Below are 19,180 nucleotides of genomic sequence, written 5' to 3'. Positions count from 1 at the left end.
CTAGGGTTTAATGCCCTTTATATTCTGCAGGACGCTTTTCTAGGAAGGCTTTAGCGCCTTCTTTTTGGTCGTGAGTATTGAACAAAATCTGGAAAGCTTTGCGCTCTAAAGCCAACGCACTTTCTAAAGGCATATCAACACCTAGATTTGCTACTTCTTTGATTTGCGCTAAGGCAATGGGAGAGTAATGTGATAGCTGCTCAGCAATCTCAATGGCGCGTGTGATAGTAGCCTCATCTGCCACGACTTCAGATACCAGCCCCATTGTGTCCGCCTCATCTGCGCTGAGCATATCGCCCGTTAGTACCATCTTCATGGCCTTATGTTTGCCAATCGCGCGAAACAAACGCTGCGTTCCACCTGCTCCTGGCATGAGTCCTATCTTGATTTCGGGTTGACCAAATTTGGCAGACTTGCCTGCGATGATGATGTCAGCATGCATCGCTAGCTCACAGCCACCGCCCAGAGCATAGCCATTAACGGCAGCGATAATGGGTTTTTGGCAGTTAGTAATGGCAGCCCAATAGCGCTCACTATGACGCAGGTACATATCCACTGTGCTAGTAGTCAAAAAATCGTTGATATCTGCACCAGCGGCAAACACCTTGTCACCACCAGTAAGGACGATCGCTTTGGTTTGTGGCTCATCATTTAATTGAATGAACAGATCTGCCATTTGTTGACGTAGCTCGCTGTTTAGTGCATTGCGCACTTTGGGTCGATTAAGTCTAATGACACTCACGCCCTCTCCTTTTTTCTCACAAATAATGAGTGGCTCTTCCATGATCGACTCCTTAAACATCATTCTTGCATAAAGTATAAACACCCTAACAAAGCATTTATTTTGAATATTAAATATCGCTATGCGGTATTTAATATCAATATATACTGTTTATTTTGGTTTGTGAAGCATAAAAACTTGATAATTTAGAATAAATTTAAAATAAAAAGCTATATTAAATTATAAAAATACCGCAATGCGGTTTTTTAAACCAAAACTATTGTAATTTAATAATTCATCGATTATGCTGTTTATCCAAGGACGTCACATTATTTAATACAGTCACAGAGCCGTTACTGATATCAGGCATCAATCAAACAAGGAAGATTTATATGATTAGAGATAAAGAGACCCTCGACCACATCACCCAAACCATTCGTAACTTCGTTAACGATCAACTTATCCCTATGGAACATTGGGTTGCCGAAAATGACCGTCTTCCAGAAGAGATTATTGAGCAAATGCGAGAATTAGGGCTTTTTGGACTGACCATACCCGAAGAGTACGGCGGACTTGGTGTCACTATGGAAGAAGAAGTTACGCTGGCATTTGAGTTAGGACGTACCTCCCCTGCGTTTCGCTCATTAATAGGGACAAATAATGGTATTGGCTCATCTGGCCTAGTGATTGATGGCACTGAAGCACAAAAGCAAAAGTATCTACCTCGGTTGGCCAGTGGTGAAATCATCGGTTCGTTCTGTTTGACCGAGCCGGAGTCAGGATCAGATGCCGCATCATTGAAAACGACCGCTATTAAGGATGGTGATACTTATATCATCAATGGTACCAAACGTTATATCACCAACGCCCCGCAGGCTGGTGTATTCACTGTCATGGCTCGCACCGATCCACAAAACAAACGCTCTGGCGGTATTTCGGCATTTATCGTTGAAAGCGACACGCCTGGTATTACTTTGGGCAAAATTGACAAAAAAATGGGCCAAAAAGGCGCGCATACCTGTGATGTGATCTTTGATAATTGTGTCGTACCAGCGGATGCGCTTATTGGCGGCGTTGAGGGTGTTGGCTTTAAAACGGCCATGAAAGTTCTTGATAAAGGGCGCTTGCATATTGCAGCAGCCAGTACTGGAGCTGCTACTCGCATGCTGAATGATGCACTCAATTATGCTGTCGAGCGTAAGCAATTTGGTCAACCGATTGCTAGCTTTCAGCTTATCCAAGGCATGCTCGCTGATTCAAAAGCAGAAATCTATGCCGCCAAATCCATGGTACTAGACGCTGCACGTCTGCGTGACGAAGGCAAAGACGTTGTTACTGAATCCTCATGCGCCAAAATGTTTGCCACTGAGATGTGTGGCCGTGTTGCTGATAGAGCTGTACAGATCCATGGCGGTGCCGGTTATATCGCAGACTACGGTATTGAGCGTTTTTATCGTGATGTACGTCTATATCGTTTGTATGAAGGTACCACACAGATTCAACAAGTCATCATTGCCCGTAATATGATTAAAGAAGCCAGCGAGTAATCCTTACCACTTTTTCATCTATCAAAATGCACGGCGGTATTTGCTAGGATGCTGATACCGTTCTCCTCTATTTTTACCACTACGCATCAAATTAGTTTTTCATTCTCACAACGTTAAGGATATAAATTGTGAAAAGTGTCGCTATAACTGCAGATCCAAGTATGATCTCCACCCAAAAACAACCTTGGAAACTGGCCTTTGTTTTTTGTTTTTTAGTTTTACTATGTGATGGGGCTGATATCGGTATTCTTGCCTTTACCTTATCCAGCCTAAAACTAGAGTTTGCACTGACCAATGTACAAGCTGGCGCTCTAGGCAGTTGGTCCTTATTTGGGATGGCAATCGGTGGGTTCTTTGGTGGTTGGGCTTGCGATCGCTTTGGCCGAGTACGTGTCATCGTTCTTGCGACTGGCATGTTCTCTATATTGTCTGGTTTTAGTGGCTTGGTGCAGAGCTATGAGCAGTTTGTCACGCTACGGGTTATTGCCTGCTTGGGGCTTGGTAGTCTTTATATCGCTACCAATACGCTTATGTCAGAGATGGTACCTACCAAGCATCGAACCACCGTCCTCGCTGCATTAATGACTGGATTTACTTTAGGCTCATTGGTTATCACCAGTGTATCCGCTTGGATTATCCCTAGCTATGGTTGGCGCACACTATATCTACTGACGTTTTTGCCAATACTTTTGGCAGTATCAATGTACTTTTTAGTCCCTGAACCCCAGTCTTGGAAAGACGCTCGAGCACTAAAACTGAGCGGCGCACTAGACACACTCAAAAAAGCAGAGAACCCATACAAAGCGATAATGGAAAATCCGAAACACCGTATCATGTTTATCCTATGGTCAATGAGCTCAGGACTTTTGTTATTCGGCTATTTTGGTGTCAGTAACTGGCTACCTTCTTATCTAGAAACTGAATTGGGTATCAAGTTCAAAGAAATGGCACTGTATATGGCGGGAACGTACCTGACTATGATGTTTGCCAAAGTCGTGGCGGGATTTATGGCTGATAAAATCGGACGTAAGATAGTATTTGCCTTTGGTACGATGGGCACTGCATTGTTTATTCCTATTCTAGTGTATATGCATACTCCAGAAAATATTGGTTGGTTAATGATCACTTTTGGTTTCTTATATGGGATTCCTTATGCGATCAACGCCACTTACTTGACCGAAAGCTTCCCTACTGCTATTCGCGGTACTGCTATCGGTGGTGCATTTAATATTGGACGGCTTGGCTCTGTGATTGCTCCTGTTGCCATCGGTTATATGGCCATGCATAACTCTATCGGCGCAGGTTTATTACTTATGGCAGGTGCATATTTCTTATGTGGTCTTATCCCTACTTTGTTCATTAAAGAAAAGCAGTATGATCCACAAGAAGCCTAACCATACCTCTTATAACGACTATTGCTACCGTTCATACCGCATAGCGAAACAATAGTTTCTCGTTATGCTATGCTGAGAATATGAAAGTAAATTGATATAATATAATCAAAGAGACAGTGGGTAACTGTGAGCTGATATTCGCTCACAGAATGCTATGAATAATAAAGTTTTGTGATTTTATAACGCTTGTATGAATTTGATTGGGGATAATAGACGACATATGACTAATGATACCCTTGCCGATGAAGACGCTAACAACGAGATGCATATTGAATTGTTAGAACCCATTGCAGAGATGAGAGATAAAAATGACAGACAGTTTGTCACAGCGTTGGCTCGAGGGTTAGAGCTACTGCGTTGTTTTACCCCGCAGCGGCCTTATCTAGGCAACCAAGACCTAAGTCAACTGACAGGGCTTCCTAAAGGCACCATTACTCGTCTGACCTATACATTGGTCAAATTGGGATATTTAAAACAATCGACCAATAGCAGTAAGTACCAGCTCTCGACAGGGGTACTAAGTTTTGGTTATACGATGATGACTAATATCTCTATCAATAACCTTGCGACTCCTTATATGGAAGAGTTGGCAGACTATGCCAATAGTGCCGTTGCCATGGCTACTCGTGATCGACTGATGATGGTGTATCTTAACGTTGTGCAAGGCCAAGGGACTACGACTATGCAGCGCAATGTCGGCTCTTATCTGCCTATTCATTTAAGTTCGATGGGGAGAGCCTGCTTGGCGAGTATGCCACCTGCTGAGCAAGAGTTTATTCTTAATGCGATTCGTAGTAAGTATAAGGATGATTGGCTAAAGATTAGACGAGGATTAGATAAAGCCTTTCAAGACTATGAGGACTATGGTTATTGTTTTTCAATTAGTGAATGGCAAAAGGATGTCAATGCGGTAGCCATTGCGCTGGTGCACCCGACAGAAGGCTTGCTCACTTTTAACTGCGGCGCACCAAGTTTTATCCTTAGTCGCACCAAACTAGAAGAAGATATTGCCCCTCGCCTGCTGCATATGAAAAACATGATTGAGAGCAATCTGTATATTAGCTAGTGTCACTTAAACGCGCTTTATAAAAATAACCAGTCATCCCCACCAACACCAACTATTCAAGCGATAATCATATAAGCCATATAAGTCATTCATATCGCTTTTGCATTTTATGTTACATGCCTTTAGACGTGTTTTTCGAGGACTCACCATGAGCCAGCTTTTTTCGTTTTTGAAACTTGGGCAACTCACACTAGATAACCGTATTATCATTGCACCCATGTGCCAATACTCTGCCAACGATGGCGCGGCAAGCGATTGGCATACAATCCATGTAGGCCAAATGAGTTTGATCGGTGCAGGGCTACTTATTTTAGAAGCGACGCGGTCAATCCAAAAGGCCGTGTCAGCTATGCTAATTTAGGATTATGGGATGACAGGACTCAAGCTGCACTGGATAAAACGCTAACAGCAATCAGACAGTACAGCCCGATGCCGATAGGCGTACAACTTGCCCATGCTGGGCGTAAAGCGTCAACCAAAAAACCATGGGACGGCGGCGGTTCGATTGCCCCTGATCAGTTAAATGGCTGGTAAACGGTTGCACCGTCGGCGCTGGCGTATGACAAAAGTTCCACTGTGCCCACAGCAATGGATCAAAATGATATTGATGCGCTAATAAATGATTTTGTGAATGTGTCAAAACGCGCCGATGCGCTGGGCCTTGATTTAATTGAACTTCCCGGTGCCCACGGTTATCTATTGCATCAGTTTTTATCGCCACTTTCTAATAACCGTGATGATCAATACGGCGGTAACCTTGAGAACAGAATGCGCTTGTTACTTGACGTATTTAAAGCAGTTCGGGCTGAGTTTTCAAGTGAAAAGCCAGTGGGTGTGCGTGTCTCTGCAACCGATTGGGTTGAAGGCGGCTGGGATCTTGCCCAAACAATTGAGATGTCAGCGGTAACACTCGCATTTTCAGATGGCTGTAAAGAGCAAAGCGCCGCAGTAGCCGTTTCGCCGGATTATTTTATTATATGCTTTTCTAGCCAAGGTAAATGTTAAATTCACGAAGAATCTCTACTCTCGCACTGGTCAGGTCTTGCTTATTAATTTTGTAATAATCATTTGGATTGGACGCCATCGTTGATAAGCTCATATTGATAATTTGATTGTTGCTTGATATAAACTTTGGTGTTTTTGGAATACAGCTTCTAAGTGCAACTATCTCACCAAGTGCAATTTTATGTGATGGAAATTCAGCATCTCTTTCATCCTCTTGTCTCACACAACCCCTTAACCGATCCAGCGCCTCTCCATTAAGATAATTTTTTGTGAGGTAACCATCGCAAATGCATAGTATAAGAGTCAGCGAACCTATTTTCAGCAAGATAATGCTTGGCTCAACTAAAGTTACAAGGTCTGCATTAGCATTATTTGTTTTAAAGACATAAAGACTCGATGGCAATTGAAATCCATAGCCATGTTTATATGAAGCTCGAACGTACTCGAAATTTTTTCCCCTCACAACGAATGAGCAACTTTCTCGCCAGCCATCATCTTTCGTAGAAATCAAATCATAATAGAATAGACCATAATAAATTTTTGACATCCAAGTTGTAATCATAGCCGTTTCCGATTCATCTGGCCCATACATCATAGGAAGACCTGCCTCTTCTGACTTTATAGCTTCGTAAAGAGAGTCAAGGTCATCAAGGAGGTTAAGTATTCTACTTTCATAATTGCTACCAAACTCATTATTGCAACTTGAATGTGCAGGCACCTTGACCCGACTATACTGAGTTTCCTTTTGTCCAGTAATCGTTTGCTCTTTAATTCCGAGCCTACCAAGGTGGCAATAGATAAAAAGAATAGCATGTGACAGCTTGAAGGAGACGCTACGAAAGATTCTTCAGGATCTACATTCTCCTCAAAAGAACAAGACAACGGAACAACGTGAGGAGAAAATGAGGCTTGCACGACGGCACCACTATCAAAGATCCATTCGTGCCCTCGGCTATATTTATTATCAATATAGCTTTCATGGCTGTCTCTCACCCAGTTGATTTTAGTAACATACTCTGACATTTGAACTCCGCGTTGCAAATAGCCTAAAATTTTAGTATTTATGCGACACACAGTTTTTGTTACATCACCGCTTATTGGGCTAAAGTGCTATCTGCTCAAGGCCCATTAGAAGCGGGTACTAAAAAGTACCTAAACGATGTCGCAGCATTAGGTCTAGACCCTCAAGCTGTCTATGAAAAAGCCAAAGAAGCTAGTGCGGCTTGTAAGGTTTAGACGACATTAATCATTTAGGAGAGTAAATCGTGAAAGCCGCTATGAAATGGGGAGCACTATTTGCTTTAGCCAATGATCTGGATGAATATTGAGTTGATAACAGTCTATTTCATTGAAAAATGACTAAACTTTCTTAATTATTAACGTGTCTAATATACCTACTAAACAAGGGGCGACTTATCTTAAGTCGCCCCCTTTTCGTGTTTCATTACTTCTAGTCGTTTAGACCCTTTCGAGTCCACGCAAAAACTACTATTCCTCTCATTTTATAGCTACGACTTCAGATGAAGTTGAGTAAGTATCGTCTCTAAAGTGTTGCTAGTCTGCCGACCCTTAGCAAAAAGCTCCTAAGATTGTATTAATAATTCAGTATCTGATAGAAAAAGTCACCTTTCTTTAACTTTCATAAAAGTACGTAACGCTATAACTCGCTATTATCTACTTATTCAATAAAGCGACGTTCAACTCAGATACCTTTAACCATTAAATAAAAACGCTTACTTATAATCAGCCTAAAAGGACCTTACTATGAAAAACTTCAACATGAAAAAAATCGCTATCAGCTCACTATTGGCTGTATCTACTTGTTTTGCTATGATCGGTCCAGCGAATGCGGCCCAACAAGTTGTCGTGGTCAAAGACAAACATCAAACAAAACAAGCGGTCGTCGTTAAAGCAAAGCCCAAAGCGAAACAAGTGGTCGTGGTTAAAGCAAAACCTAAGGCCAAGCAAGTTGTCGTAGCGAAAGCGAAACCTAAAGCCAAAAAAGTAATCGTCGTTAAAGACAAACATCCAGCACAAAAAGTGGTCGTTGTGAAATCGAGATAGACCAAGCAAGACCGATACCCTATACAGCTTATATAGAACCAACTATATTAAGCAGGGAACACCACTACCTCATCGTCTTCCTGCCATGGCTGAAACTTAGTCATGGCTTGTACAAATAACGGGTGTTCCAACCAGTGTTGTAGCCACAGCTGTAATTTCGGGTAAGGCAAACTATAAAAAATATCACGATCTACATGGGCAAATTGACGAACGAACGGCATGATACCGATATCAGCAACCGTCACGCTATTGCCTAGTAGATACGTATTCTTAGTCAATAACGCTTCTAAATCCTGCAGAAAAATTTCACCTTTTTGTCGATATTCTATTTGAGTCATCTCAGGGTGACGATCGGCATATTTGTAGCGATCGAGCCACTGCTTAAACTCATTGTCGTTTTGTGCTATCAGTGCATTAGCCTCAGATGAAATCTTTTCATTAAGCAGTCCCTGAGGATCGTTTTGCTCAAGCGCCCACATCATGATTTCTGCACTCTCTTCAATGACTGATCTATCTGAAAGCTGTAACACAGGCACCGTGCCTTTTGGACTAATCGCTAGCATCTGCTCTGGCTTATTCTTTAGCGTGATTTCTCGCAGCTCTACGGACAGCTCGGCAAATAGGATGCCGAGACGAGCGCGCATAGCATAAGGACAGCGACGAAAAGAGTACAAGCGAGGCAACGAGGTGTTCATAGATTCCTCCATAGTTGAATAGGAATTAAGCAATAGGTAAAAAGCAAACAAAGAAAAATTAGCAGACGCAAACCTACTGACATCGATAGTTATTAAGACGCTGTTGAATAGGTGACAGACTTATAAGTGGCCATAGCTTCTACCAACGACTGCGGCAGATAAGCATCTTTAAGGTGCGCGTGCGGATAATGCAGCTCAATCCACGATCGATAGTTATAGACAGTTAGCGTACCACAATATAGCAAATATAGAACCTGCACGCCGATGCTACGTGATAACCCCATCACGCAATGGAAATTGATAAGCGTGATGAGGCTATCCTTTACCTGACTACCCTCTACCCAGCTCTCATTATTAGCGGTTATCGCTTGTGTCTCTGCCGATTGTATCAACGCATCAATTTGTTTAAATAGATTAATATAGTCTTGGAGCAATACATCATTTAACGGCTGCAAATCCAACAAAGGTAAATACAAGTAATGAACTGTCGTATTCATAATGCCATTAGCAGCTATTCTAAGATTATGGGCGTGGGTAGATATCTCAGCCGCCAAATCAACAACAATTATCTGATAGCGAACTGCAGGCCGATTACTTTCTAACGGACTTAACCATTCTAATGAGCTGGAGCCAAACAACCAATACGTTAAATGACTACTTAGATCCGTCTGCATTAATCGAGGTGAAGCAACAACTTTGACCTTGCCATTAATAGCATACGGCGTGAGTGGATACTTTTGACTTTTGGAGAAAACTTTAAAATACCACTGCCCTAAAAATGACATGCCATTATAAATAATAATGATTGGTGCAAACTTAATCCAAGTATGTAAGGTCAGTCGGCCGTTACTGGATTTTTGGAACCAGCGTGTATCCAGTATTGGCTTGTCCTGTTGATAGGCACAAGCCAACATCGTAAAACTGATCAGCCAATATGCAGCAATGATGATAGCTAAATTTCCTACAACTTTAGACGCTATCATACTCATATTAGCAAAGTAAAACCCTGCTATCGCTATCAATAAAAACCCTATTACACCCAGTGTCAGATGCTTGATTACCAATGCATTACGAATTCGATTTGAGAGTATAAACACCGTAACGGCTAACACTACCCCGCCTAACATATCTAACAAATGATGTTGATACGTCAACACTGTCGACAGGGCAATCAATGTACATATGCCAGTAAGCAACAGTCGATAAGCCGCTGAAATCCATCTCTTTCTAGACGCTACAACATCCCATAAAGATACGCCAAGCAACATGGCATAGCTGACATGCAATGATGGCAACTGATTAAATGGCTTGTCCATCAATTGCAAAAACTGATAGCCAAATTGCGTCCAATCATCAGGTATTGGCCGACTGAATGAGAAACGAGCGGGATAAAAATAGAAAACTAAACAGGCAAAAATGGTCGCTAAGATTAGCCGATAGGTCAATAAAGATAATTGCGCAGACGTCCGCACTAAGAAAAAACTAGCCACAAATAGAATCAATGACCAGCTATAAGGAACAATCATAGCGGGAATGAAAGGAATTATGCTGTCAAATGGCGTGGCTAGGTTATGAACTTTCGATGGATAAAGTTTATACAGGGAGACACTATAAAAAGTCGTTAAGTTGTAGAGCAGATAAAATATCGCTAACGCAAGAGCCAGATGTCTAAAACGTGTTGATTTTGATGGCGCACGATTCGTAGACAAAAGATGCGTAGACACAGTGTTCAATGAAATAGCCTTGAAATATGCTGACCTGTTTATATTGTTTGAGAAAAGCTCTGGGCGTGATGTCTAGATTGACACCACGCGCCATGCTACTACTGTTTCTTCTTAAAAAACCACCTTGCACCTATCAGCAATGCTATTACAGCACCAATACCCAATACATAGATAGAACCAAACAAGCTCTTGTCTGCTGCAGCCAATGTCGGCGTGCTTGCTAATTTTATTTTATCAGTATTTAAAACACTATCTAGTGCTAGATCATCAGCAGATTCATGTGAATGATTATCTACGTCATGGCCGCCTTCGTCATGATGATATACCACCTCTTGACCACTTCCATCATGAGTATGCGGTTGAGTATCATCAGCTGTCATAGGCAGTACATCGCTGTTATTTTGTTGCCACTGACCGTCAACCAACTGTAAACTTAAATGATGCTCATTGCTATCACTAAGCGTATATTGCGTCTTTGGAAATTGGTCAGACAGCAATACGACCGTCATTCGGTTGCCATGCAAGTCTTTAAAGAACGTATTGGTCAAATCAATAGATTCGACCGTATCGCTAATACCCTGCGCCTCGGCAGAGAACTGTGTGCCGTGGCCCAGCTGTACATTTGGGTTCACTACTTTAATGAGCTGGTTATTGATAGATAAAGTCAATGACTTAACAAAGTGCTCATTGGCTAACTGCTGAAACTCCTCCGCCGTTTTATACGCGTTGGTCGAGTACGTTTCGTTAATTTGCGCCTCTACTCCAGTCAAAGCACCATCTAGACGCACCAAATATTTGCCATCAGCCGCTTTCGACAGTATAAAAGCCGAGGTATTGGGGTTGTGGGCAGTCGCATTGACGCTCACGATACTCAGTCCAAATGCAGCTAAGCACGCAACCGTCGTTGATGACAAACTAGTCTTCAGCATACACACCACGCAGTCCGTTTATGAAGTTGTTATTGCCTGCTTTGTCCACATGATAATGATACCCTCTCACGTCATCATAATGACCACGTGCTTCATCCAGATCGGTATATTCATTACCCTCTACATCAGTATTAGCATATATGCCATAACCATCAAGTGCATAACCTATCATTGGCGCATGACCGTCGTCTTGTTCAATCTTAGTCGTTAGTCCAGTGGCAGCGTGATAATGGTAACCTTCATGAGAATTGATATGCCCACCAGCATCGTCAAACGGCGCAAGCGTATAAGCGCCTAAGATATTACTGACAGGTGCGGGCGCATCAAAACGTACACCATTAAAGGCAATACCGCGTACCGATGGACCTCTAGATTGAGGGCCTGGGCCACCGAACTCAGTGATACTTTCTGCGGCTTTTGGTGTGACTGGTATATAGAAAGTATCGGTCAAGTCTTCTACGTACTCTGGCAAGCACTCAACGCAATAGTTACGGAATTCTGGGCCAACTCTAGGATCTGCCGCGGCCACACATTCCTCAAGCGTTGATGTTTTTATAATCTCCCCAGTGGTTTTGTTATACATATTCCAATTACTGTCACCATAGAACTCTGCTAAGTTTTTAACGAACTCACCATCAACATCATGGACTTTGCCGCCTTCTAGCCAAATACCACCTTTTGAGGCATCATCTGCAATATTGCTCGGACACCACGGCCCCATACCAACGTCACTTGGCTTGTTTTCGGTAACAATTTTATAGCATTTACCAGTGCTACCATCTGACAATGAGCATGACACCTTACTAATAGGCTCAACCAAGCCATCACTCAAAAAATAAGACGGTTGTACCGATGGCATTACATTGTCTGCATTTTTGCTAGATACACTGGCAGACGTACTTTCACTAGTGTTCGACACGTCACTACTACAAGCGAAAAGCCCGCCTGATGCGAGTGTCAGCGCTAAGCAGCTTAAGCCGAATTTAGCAGTAGAAAGTTGCATGAATAGTGTCCTGTTTATATGAATAATTGATTAAATTTTTTTATAGCCAATACCACTTTGCCGATTAAAACTTACCTAGCTCTAATACGGTTTCAGCAGTGACCTTATTACCTTTATACGTTTGAACCGTGACGTAATACTCATGTCCACTACCACCAGAACAAGGTGGCATATAAGCCCCTTCCTTGTCCCAGCCAGCGCCGCGATGCTCTGCTATCATCTCAAAACCTTTTGGCATCTCATAAGTATGTCCAGCCACAATCGGTAATTGCACCTTATTGGCGCCTTTTGCCAAGGTGTAACTCATGATGCCATGCCCGCCATTATTCATCTTTTTTGAATCGCGGTCGCTATATACCAACACGACACTGTCTGACCCTGCTGGAATACCAGACACGCTAAGCTTTGGCGTACCGGGTTTAACTCCATCAAATTTTTGACACTGTTGTCCTTCAGGAATGGTCTTACCATCCCATTTACTGTCCACAAAATCAACATCAAGTGCGAAGGCATAAGAAGAGGTGGTTAATAATGTCAGTAAAGATAGGCGTTTGATAATACTTTTTGATCGAACAAGTGACTGAATAGAGGTCGACATCGTAAATTTCCTGATAACTGGTTAGACTGAATGGGTGAAAAATCTCTTATAAAAATACTAGGGCGTGTTGAACTTAACTAACTATGCGCTTGTTCTTCTGAATTCGAGCTATTCTCACCTGGTGTAAAGCCACCAAACGCATTGCGTAGCTCATGAGTAATTCTTGCAAGTTGCGTCGCATTTTCAGACCCTATCGCCTCATAGATCTCTTGATCTACTTCGCGCCATACCTCATAAATCTGCGTTAATAAACCTTTCCCGTACTTGGAGAGCTTGAGGACGTTACTGCGCAGCTCATGCTCATCGACACGCTTTTCTATTAAACCCGCTGTCAATAAGCGTGCGGTCATCGTGCTCATGCTTGCAGCAGATAATCCAAACTCGTCAGCCAATTGCACTTGCGATGCTTGCCCCATTCTTCCGAGTGCATCTAACACACGTGCTTGACGCGGCATAATCTCCAAAGGGGTCAGTTTGGTACGCAGGCGCTCTTCGATGAGATGACCACAATGCAAAAAAAAGTGAAACTGATAAGGTTGATTAGGCATATTAGATATTACTTAGTTAGTATATTAATTGTTAGCATACTAACTAAGTAACACCATTGCAAAGAATGACGTTAATCCACATAGCACTTTATACATATATCTCATAAATAAAATGTTATGTAGATTACATAAACTAAATCATAAGGAATTATAACGGCATCCAAAATTGTGGAATTTAAAGAAAGGTAACGATATAGTCAGCTATCTGTAATTTTCACCAAACAAACCCCTCTGTATCAAAAATGGAAAAATATCTAAAGTTGTCATAATAGCAACTTATTGTTGGCTAAAAACCGCCCAAACTCATTGGAAATACAGTGGCTTTGAACTTATACTTGACTATTTTCCAGACTTAGAAGGATTTGAGAAATGCAGTTTTTGAGGATGATAAGTCAGCAGTTGAGTCGATTTACGGCATTGGTTATTATTTTAGCGGCCGCAGTGACATTTATAGAGCCTGCGACTTTTTCTTGGGTGACAGGTGATACCCAAGTCATCGTTCTGGGTGTCATTATGCTCGCAATGGGTATGACGTTAGGTAAAGAAGACTATAAGGTATTGGCCCAGCGCCCGCTTGATATTTTTATCGGTTCAATTATCCAATATACCATTATGCCGATTTTAGCGATTAGCGTGGCTAGATTGTTTGATTTATCACCTGGGTTGACACTGGGTCTAGTATTGGTTGGTACTTGTCCTGGTGGTGTGTCTTCAAACATTATGAGCTACCTTGCCAAAGGTGATGTGGCGTTTTCGGTAGGTATGACCACCGTATCGACCATCATTGCACCGTTAGTGACGCCACTTTGGCTAAATTATTTGGTTGGTCAATCTGTAGAGATGGATGGCTGGGGTATGTTCCGCTTTATGCTCCTAGTGACATTGTTGCCAGTCGCTATCGGCTCTATGTTAAACATACTATTTCAAAACAAACACTGGTTTAATGATGTACGTGCGGTGATGCCAGGCGTGGCTGTATTAGCTTTTGCCGCTATCGTCGGTGGCGTTGCCGCTGTATTTGGCGATCAGTTCTTGCAGTCAGGGCTAGTCGTTATCTTGGCCATTGCGGTACACAATATCGTCGGCTATATATTGGGCTACTACTCAGGGGCCTTATTTGGTATGAGCAAACCCAAAAAACGCACCATATCTATCGAGGTTGGCGTACAAAATGCAGGTCTGGCCACGGGCTTAAGTACGAAGTTTTTCCCTGGCAATGCAGAGTCCGCCATCGCTGCCGCCGTTGCTTGTATTTGGCACTCTGTTTCTGGCTCTATATTGGCCAATATCTTCGCTTGGTGGGATAAGCGTCAGGAAGCGAAAAATCCTACCGTCATCGAGACTGAAGAGACTATGGAGCTTGGTAAACCAATCAGAAATCATTAGTACTAATAAAGATAATACTGAACTAGGTGATATTGAACTAGCTAATAAAGTTAAAACGCTATGAGTTAAAACGCTATGCTAGATTATTGTTTCTAGCATAGCGTTTTCTAATAAAGTACCTTCTAATACAGAGACTTTTAACATAGTGATTTTTAACATAGTGTTTTCTAATAAAGCACCTTCAAATATAGCGCTCTCCAACATAGTGTTTTTAGCATAACACTATCGATAATTTGCATGAACTACTAGCCTCTCTTCTAGGTTCTTACGCAATCTACCGTAACTCATTTCCAAAACGTTTACGCACCTGACGCAAGTATAAAGCTGGCGCAATACGCCACAGTAAACTGCCAAAGCGTGAGAGAGGGTCCGGCAATATCCAACGTTTGCGCCGCTGCAAACCTTGATCGATCTGTTCGGCCATCCACTCAGCACTACGCATATTACCGATCATTGAGCGTGGATGCTTTGCGATACTACCATCACGGCCGAGCGCGTGGTTCTCGATAGGTGTATCAAGAAAGCTAGGATAGACCATAAGGATATGTATCCCCTCAGACTCTAGCTCCAAGCGCAATACTTCAAAGAACTGGGTCAGTGCACCTTTTGCCGCACAATACGCTGCCCGTCCAGGAACTGGCATCCAGCCAGCCATTGAGCCGATACAGATAATTTGACCTTTAGATTCTCGTAGCATCGGTAGCGCAGCCATGGTCAGCTCCACTGCTCCTTGCCAATCTACCGCCATGACTTTGCGAAACACCGCAGGATCAGTCTGATATGCTGGTGATCGATGGGTAATCCCAGCATTGTTCACCAATAGATCAAGACGGCCAAAGCGCTCGCTAACTTGCTCAATAAGGCTAGCAATATCATCAATTTGAGTGATATCAGTGACGACTGTCATGACTCTAGCAGAATCTTCTAACTCACGAGCGCGGGCGATCAGCGCTTGCTCATCTATATCAGCGAGTACTAAGTGATGCCCAGCGTCATACCAGTGCCGTGCCATCGCCCAACCAAGTCCTGATGCAGCACCAGTGATTAAAGTAACATTTATTGATGACATTGATTGCATTGATTGCATTAATGATTTTCTCCCTATCAAGGTTTACGCAATCCATTGCATTCGATGAAGTACTCGAAGGTTTCGGCAGACGTTTTTTCTAAACAATAACCAAACTCTTCTTTGAGTCGCCTATTACTCAGTACTGGGCGATAACGCAAAAAATTAACCTGTTCTGGTCCCGTTGGTTTGCCACCCCATTTTGCCACTTGTAAGACAGCTTTAACCAAACCCACTGGCAGGGTCAATAGCGGTTTGTTAAGTCGGTTTGCGATATCCCTCATCGTCAGTGCGCCATCGCCCGCCATGTTATAGATACCAGATTTATCCTCGCGAATCCCCATTTCCATAGCGCCGATCACGTCTTGATCCCAAATAAACACAAAAGGCGACTCACTACCTTTGAGCGCAAGCACGCGCGGTGCCATAAACAGACTGGAAATTTGATTGCGCGTATCAGCGCCTAGTACTGTGCCAGGTCGAAAAATCAGCTGCTGTAATTGTGGATGCTGCTCGCGGAATTCTGCAAGCATTTCCTCGACTTGTCTTTTGTGATCTGAGTAAGCAAACTCAGGATTACCACGTAGGGCATCTTGCTCATCAATCCATTCAGGATTGTCAGCATGATATCCGTAGGCAGCACCCGAGCTGGTGAGCGTTATATGTGCAACATCTTCTTTGATACAGCAATCAAGTACGTTACGCGTGCCATTGACATCGATATCATAGTCACGAGCACGATCTTTTGACGCTTGCAAGATAGAGGCGAGATGCACGACATGGGTAATGCCCTCTTCTTTTAGTAGCGTTGCCAAACCCTCATCGCGCACATCTAATACGTGAATTGGAAAGTCTAGATCATCGCGCTTGCGAATATCTGTGCCGACGACATGATAATGAGCAGCCAGACGATTGCCCAACTGATGGCCGATGTAACCTGCGGCACCAGTGATTAATATACGTTTATTCACTATGCTTTTATTGATTACGCTTTTATTCATAGGGTATCCGTGCCCAAATTTGTGAAAGTGTCAGTCCTGACACCAAATGCCATACGCCCCAGAATGCTGTGATCAGCATCATGCCGCCTGCCTCTGGGAAAAAAGTAAATAAAATAACCAGTCCTAGCCCTGAGTTTTGTATTCCTACTTCCAAAGTCACCGCGCGCCGATCCGCGACTGGCAACTTGAGCATCAGCCCCATGCCATAACCTAACGCAAGTGCCAATAAGTTATGACCAACGACCAGCCAGAAAAAGCTATGAAAACGCTCTAAAAATAGCGCAAAATTGCTAGAAAAAGCGATTGCCACAAAAGCCATCAGCACGAGTAGGGAGAAAATACGTAGCGGTTTTTGGATACGCACGACCAGATCTGGCAAGCGTCGCCCCGTTACCATTCCTAGCACTAAAGGTAACGCTAACACTAATAGAACCAGTATCAGAATACTATTAGGCTCAATCGTTATCTTTGTCAGATACTCACGCGTATGTGGGTTGAGCCAACCATAAAAGGCAAAATTGACTGGTGTTAATATAGCCGCAGCGAGACTTGATACCGCTGTCATACTGACTGACACCGCGACATTACCGCGTGCCAGCCAAGTCATAATGTTAGAAAAACTACCACCTGGGCAAGACGCGACCAAAATCATTCCTAGCGCCAACTCAGGATCGATATTCAATGCCCATGTAAACAGACACGTGGCTAAGGGCAGTAGAAAGAACTGAGCGAACAGACCCGCTATCGGCGCAATGGGAGACAAAACGATACGCTTAAAATCTTCGAGACGTAAACTCAATGACACGCCAAACATCATTAGCGCCAAAATGAGATTGAGCAGAATCAAACTCCGTGGCTCAAACGCCACTGCCGCTATCATACTTTTGATGCCAATACAGGCTGCTCTGTTTCGAGCTCAGCAATATGCTTGGACAGCGTCTCTAAGTATTCATCTTTATTCACGTAATATGCCATACGTGCAAGCTTAATATAATCATAGCCACCATTGAGCGTTTTGCCAGCACGCTTGCGTTTCACTTTATTGAACTGTTTAACGGCTGCTGTATTTTTCTGACGCTGCTGAATATATAGTGCGACAAGCCGCGCTTGTTGATTTCGACCTTCCCAACCTAATCCTGCTGCCTCAACCATACCCATCATAAATAAATTATCATGCTTAGGATGAAAGACATTCATATAAAGCTGGGGAGCGTCATGATTGGCAGGCCAATTAAGCTGTGCGCGCTCAATAAATGGATAATTTAGTAAATACCCAGTCGCCATCAGAATCAAATCATAATCATGACTTTCTCCATCACTAAAGGTCACCGTATGACCATCGATGCGGCGAATATCACGGCGCGCCTTAATATCGCCATGACCCAAATGATGTAATACCAATGAATTGACCACAGGATGTGATTCGTACATGCGATAGTTTGGGTTTGGCAATCCATAATCAGAAGGTTTACCGATGACCATACGAATCATCGCTGCATCCATGCGCTGCTTAACTGGACGCGGTAACTTTAGTTTCCCGCCTAGTGTGTCGATCGGCTGACCCTTGATAAATTTGGGCAGAAAGTAATAACCACGGCGCAGACTGATATCTACTGATTTGGCATGATGCACCGCATCAACTGCAATATCAGCGCCCGAGTTACCACAGCCAACGATCAACACACGTTTGTCATTAAACACTGACGGGCTACGATATTCAGAGGAATGCATCAACGTGCCGGCAAACGTACCCGGCAAGCTTGGGATATTGGGGGTGTGCAAAGTACCATTTGCCATGAGCACACCATCAAACAGTCGCGATTGCTTTTGGCCATTGCACTCACTGACTAAGCGCCAACCGTCGCCTTCAGGCACCATGCTGACCACGCGCGTGGAGAATTCATAATGTGATTTTAGATTGAACGTATCTGAAAAGTCGCGGAAGTACTGACGGAGCTGGGTATGATGAGGATACGCCGCAACTGAGTCACTCATAGGAAACTCTTTGAACTCCGTCATACGCTTGGACGAAATCAAATGGGCACTTTCATACATGGTACTGTGCGGATTGTCGATATCCCATAGCCCTCCTACATCTGTATGTAGCTCAAAGCCGATAAAAGGAATATTGAGTTTTTGTAAATTTCGGGCTGCAGCGAGCCCCATTGGACCTGCTCCAATTACTGCGTACATAAGCGCCACCTTTAAAATCCATTTCAATTATGTAAATCAGTCAATTCCGTTTGACTGCACCTCTGGTGGGCGATACCAGCGTACTCCTTGCCCCTGATAAAACAATAGCATACATTGATACATGAACTGGCTCAAATGAATAAATTGTTCATACAGACTACTTATAATAGATAAACCAATCATCTGCTTTGTACTTCCTTTTTGCTCTCTCTATACAGCCCACCCTACTCCCAAATATAA

21 protein-coding genes are annotated in these 19,180 nt (G+C 43.1%); 9 read left to right on the top strand and 12 right to left on the bottom strand.

Annotation, left to right across the window (positions count from 1 at the left end; genetic code table 11):
• Positions 1-7 precede the first annotated feature (7 nt).
• Complete coding sequence (locus ACQKCP_RS02785; RefSeq protein WP_427611187.1) at positions 8-784, bottom strand: enoyl-CoA hydratase; 777 nt, start codon at positions 782-784, stop codon at positions 8-10.
• A gap of 329 nt (positions 785-1,113) precedes the next feature.
• Between ACQKCP_RS02785 and ACQKCP_RS02780 the strand changes: the two genes are divergently transcribed.
• From ACQKCP_RS02780 to ACQKCP_RS02755, 6 genes are all read left to right on the top strand, one after another.
• The gene (locus tag ACQKCP_RS02780) at positions 1,114-2,268 is read left to right on the top strand and encodes an acyl-CoA dehydrogenase family protein (protein ID WP_101204502.1); all 1,155 of its coding nucleotides are present in this window, start codon (positions 1,114-1,116) and stop codon (positions 2,266-2,268) included.
• Positions 2,269-2,429: 161 nt separating this feature from the next.
• Entirely contained in the window at positions 2,430-3,662 is a 1,233-nt protein-coding gene (locus ACQKCP_RS02775; RefSeq protein WP_427611660.1) for an MFS transporter, read from the top strand.
• A 220-nt stretch (positions 3,663-3,882) separates the two neighbouring features.
• Complete coding sequence (locus ACQKCP_RS02770; RefSeq protein WP_427611186.1) at positions 3,883-4,728, top strand: IclR family transcriptional regulator; 846 nt, start codon at positions 3,883-3,885, stop codon at positions 4,726-4,728.
• A 109-nt stretch (positions 4,729-4,837) separates the two neighbouring features.
• On the top strand, positions 4,838-5,089 hold the full coding sequence (locus ACQKCP_RS02765) for a hypothetical protein (RefSeq protein WP_427611185.1): 252 nt from the start codon (positions 4,838-4,840) through the stop codon (positions 5,087-5,089).
• The gene (locus ACQKCP_RS02760; RefSeq protein WP_427611682.1) at positions 4,984-5,262 is read left to right on the top strand and encodes a hypothetical protein; all 279 of its coding nucleotides are present in this window, start codon (positions 4,984-4,986) and stop codon (positions 5,260-5,262) included. Before ACQKCP_RS02765 ends, ACQKCP_RS02760 begins: the two co-directional genes overlap by 106 nt.
• 54 nt (positions 5,263-5,316) lie before the next feature.
• Positions 5,317-5,733 carry a hypothetical protein gene (locus ACQKCP_RS02755; protein WP_427611184.1) on the top strand — a complete coding sequence of 139 codons (417 nt, stop codon included), beginning with the start codon at positions 5,317-5,319 and terminating at the stop codon, positions 5,731-5,733.
• Here ACQKCP_RS02755 and ACQKCP_RS02750 read toward each other — a convergent pair.
• Positions 5,714-6,451, bottom strand: coding sequence for a hypothetical protein (locus ACQKCP_RS02750; protein ID WP_427611183.1), 738 nt, complete (start codon positions 6,449-6,451; stop codon positions 5,714-5,716). The two genes, ACQKCP_RS02755 and ACQKCP_RS02750, sit on opposite strands and share 20 nt — an antisense overlap.
• A gap of 389 nt (positions 6,452-6,840) precedes the next feature.
• On the opposite strand from ACQKCP_RS02750, the gene ACQKCP_RS02745 reads away from it, so the two are divergent.
• A complete protein-coding gene (locus ACQKCP_RS02745) occupies positions 6,841-6,969 on the top strand; it encodes a hypothetical protein (RefSeq protein ID WP_427611182.1) in 129 nt (42 codons plus the stop codon).
• Between the two features lie 528 nt (positions 6,970-7,497).
• The gene (locus ACQKCP_RS02740; protein WP_057759939.1) at positions 7,498-7,797 is read left to right on the top strand and encodes a hypothetical protein; all 300 of its coding nucleotides are present in this window, start codon (positions 7,498-7,500) and stop codon (positions 7,795-7,797) included.
• A 47-nt stretch (positions 7,798-7,844) separates the two neighbouring features.
• Here ACQKCP_RS02740 and ACQKCP_RS02735 read toward each other — a convergent pair whose 3' ends face one another.
• The 6 genes from ACQKCP_RS02735 to ACQKCP_RS02710 all read right to left on the bottom strand — a co-directional run bounded on the left by ACQKCP_RS02735 (position 7,845) and on the right by ACQKCP_RS02710 (position 13,294).
• On the bottom strand, positions 7,845-8,492 hold the full coding sequence (locus ACQKCP_RS02735; RefSeq protein ID WP_427611181.1) for a glutathione S-transferase: 648 nt from the start codon (positions 8,490-8,492) through the stop codon (positions 7,845-7,847).
• 92 nt (positions 8,493-8,584) lie between these two features.
• Positions 8,585-10,216 carry a phosphatase PAP2 family protein gene (locus tag ACQKCP_RS02730; RefSeq protein ID WP_427611659.1) on the bottom strand — a complete coding sequence of 544 codons (1,632 nt, stop codon included), beginning with the start codon at positions 10,214-10,216 and terminating at the stop codon, positions 8,585-8,587.
• A gap of 98 nt (positions 10,217-10,314) precedes the next feature.
• Positions 10,315-11,145, bottom strand: a complete 831-nt coding sequence (locus ACQKCP_RS02725; protein WP_427611180.1) for a hypothetical protein — start codon at positions 11,143-11,145, stop codon at positions 10,315-10,317.
• Positions 11,132-12,148: a YHYH protein gene (locus ACQKCP_RS02720; RefSeq protein ID WP_427611179.1), complete on the bottom strand. Its 1,017-nt coding sequence runs from the start codon at positions 12,146-12,148 to the stop codon at positions 11,132-11,134. The genes ACQKCP_RS02725 and ACQKCP_RS02720 overlap by 14 nt, the downstream gene beginning before the upstream one ends.
• Positions 12,149-12,212: 64 nt before the next feature.
• The gene (locus ACQKCP_RS02715) at positions 12,213-12,746 is read right to left on the bottom strand and encodes a hypothetical protein (protein WP_427611178.1); all 534 of its coding nucleotides are present in this window, start codon (positions 12,744-12,746) and stop codon (positions 12,213-12,215) included.
• Between the two features lie 77 nt (positions 12,747-12,823).
• Positions 12,824-13,294 carry a MarR family winged helix-turn-helix transcriptional regulator gene (locus ACQKCP_RS02710; protein WP_427611177.1) on the bottom strand — a complete coding sequence of 157 codons (471 nt, stop codon included), beginning with the start codon at positions 13,292-13,294 and terminating at the stop codon, positions 12,824-12,826.
• A 369-nt stretch (positions 13,295-13,663) separates the two neighbouring features.
• Here ACQKCP_RS02710 and ACQKCP_RS02705 point away from each other — a divergent pair, with 369 nt between their 5' ends.
• A complete protein-coding gene (locus tag ACQKCP_RS02705; RefSeq protein WP_427611176.1) occupies positions 13,664-14,680 on the top strand; it encodes a bile acid:sodium symporter family protein in 1,017 nt (338 codons plus the stop codon).
• A 274-nt stretch (positions 14,681-14,954) separates the two neighbouring features.
• Here ACQKCP_RS02705 and ACQKCP_RS02700 read toward each other — a convergent pair whose 3' ends face one another.
• From ACQKCP_RS02700 to ACQKCP_RS02685, 4 genes are read right to left on the bottom strand one after another with little or no spacing between them, the layout of a single operon-like run.
• Positions 14,955-15,749, bottom strand: coding sequence for an SDR family oxidoreductase (locus ACQKCP_RS02700; RefSeq protein ID WP_427611175.1), 795 nt, complete (start codon positions 15,747-15,749; stop codon positions 14,955-14,957).
• A gap of 35 nt (positions 15,750-15,784) precedes the next feature.
• Positions 15,785-16,747, bottom strand: a complete 963-nt coding sequence (locus ACQKCP_RS02695; protein ID WP_427611174.1) for an SDR family oxidoreductase — start codon at positions 16,745-16,747, stop codon at positions 15,785-15,787.
• Positions 16,740-17,627, bottom strand: a complete 888-nt coding sequence (locus tag ACQKCP_RS02690; protein ID WP_427611173.1) for a bile acid:sodium symporter family protein — start codon at positions 17,625-17,627, stop codon at positions 16,740-16,742. The genes ACQKCP_RS02695 and ACQKCP_RS02690 overlap by 8 nt, the downstream gene beginning before the upstream one ends.
• Positions 17,624-18,940, bottom strand: coding sequence for a flavin-containing monooxygenase (locus ACQKCP_RS02685; RefSeq protein WP_427611172.1), 1,317 nt, complete (start codon positions 18,938-18,940; stop codon positions 17,624-17,626). The genes ACQKCP_RS02690 and ACQKCP_RS02685 overlap by 4 nt, the downstream gene beginning before the upstream one ends.
• Positions 18,941-19,180 lie beyond the last annotated feature (240 nt).

It is taken from the genome of Psychrobacter sp. NPDC078631 (assembly GCF_050268165.1).
Classification (GTDB): Bacteria; Pseudomonadota; Gammaproteobacteria; order Pseudomonadales; family Moraxellaceae; genus Psychrobacter.
The sequence above is the reverse complement of the archived record's forward strand: the minus strand, read 5'-3'. Positions and strand labels throughout refer to the sequence as shown.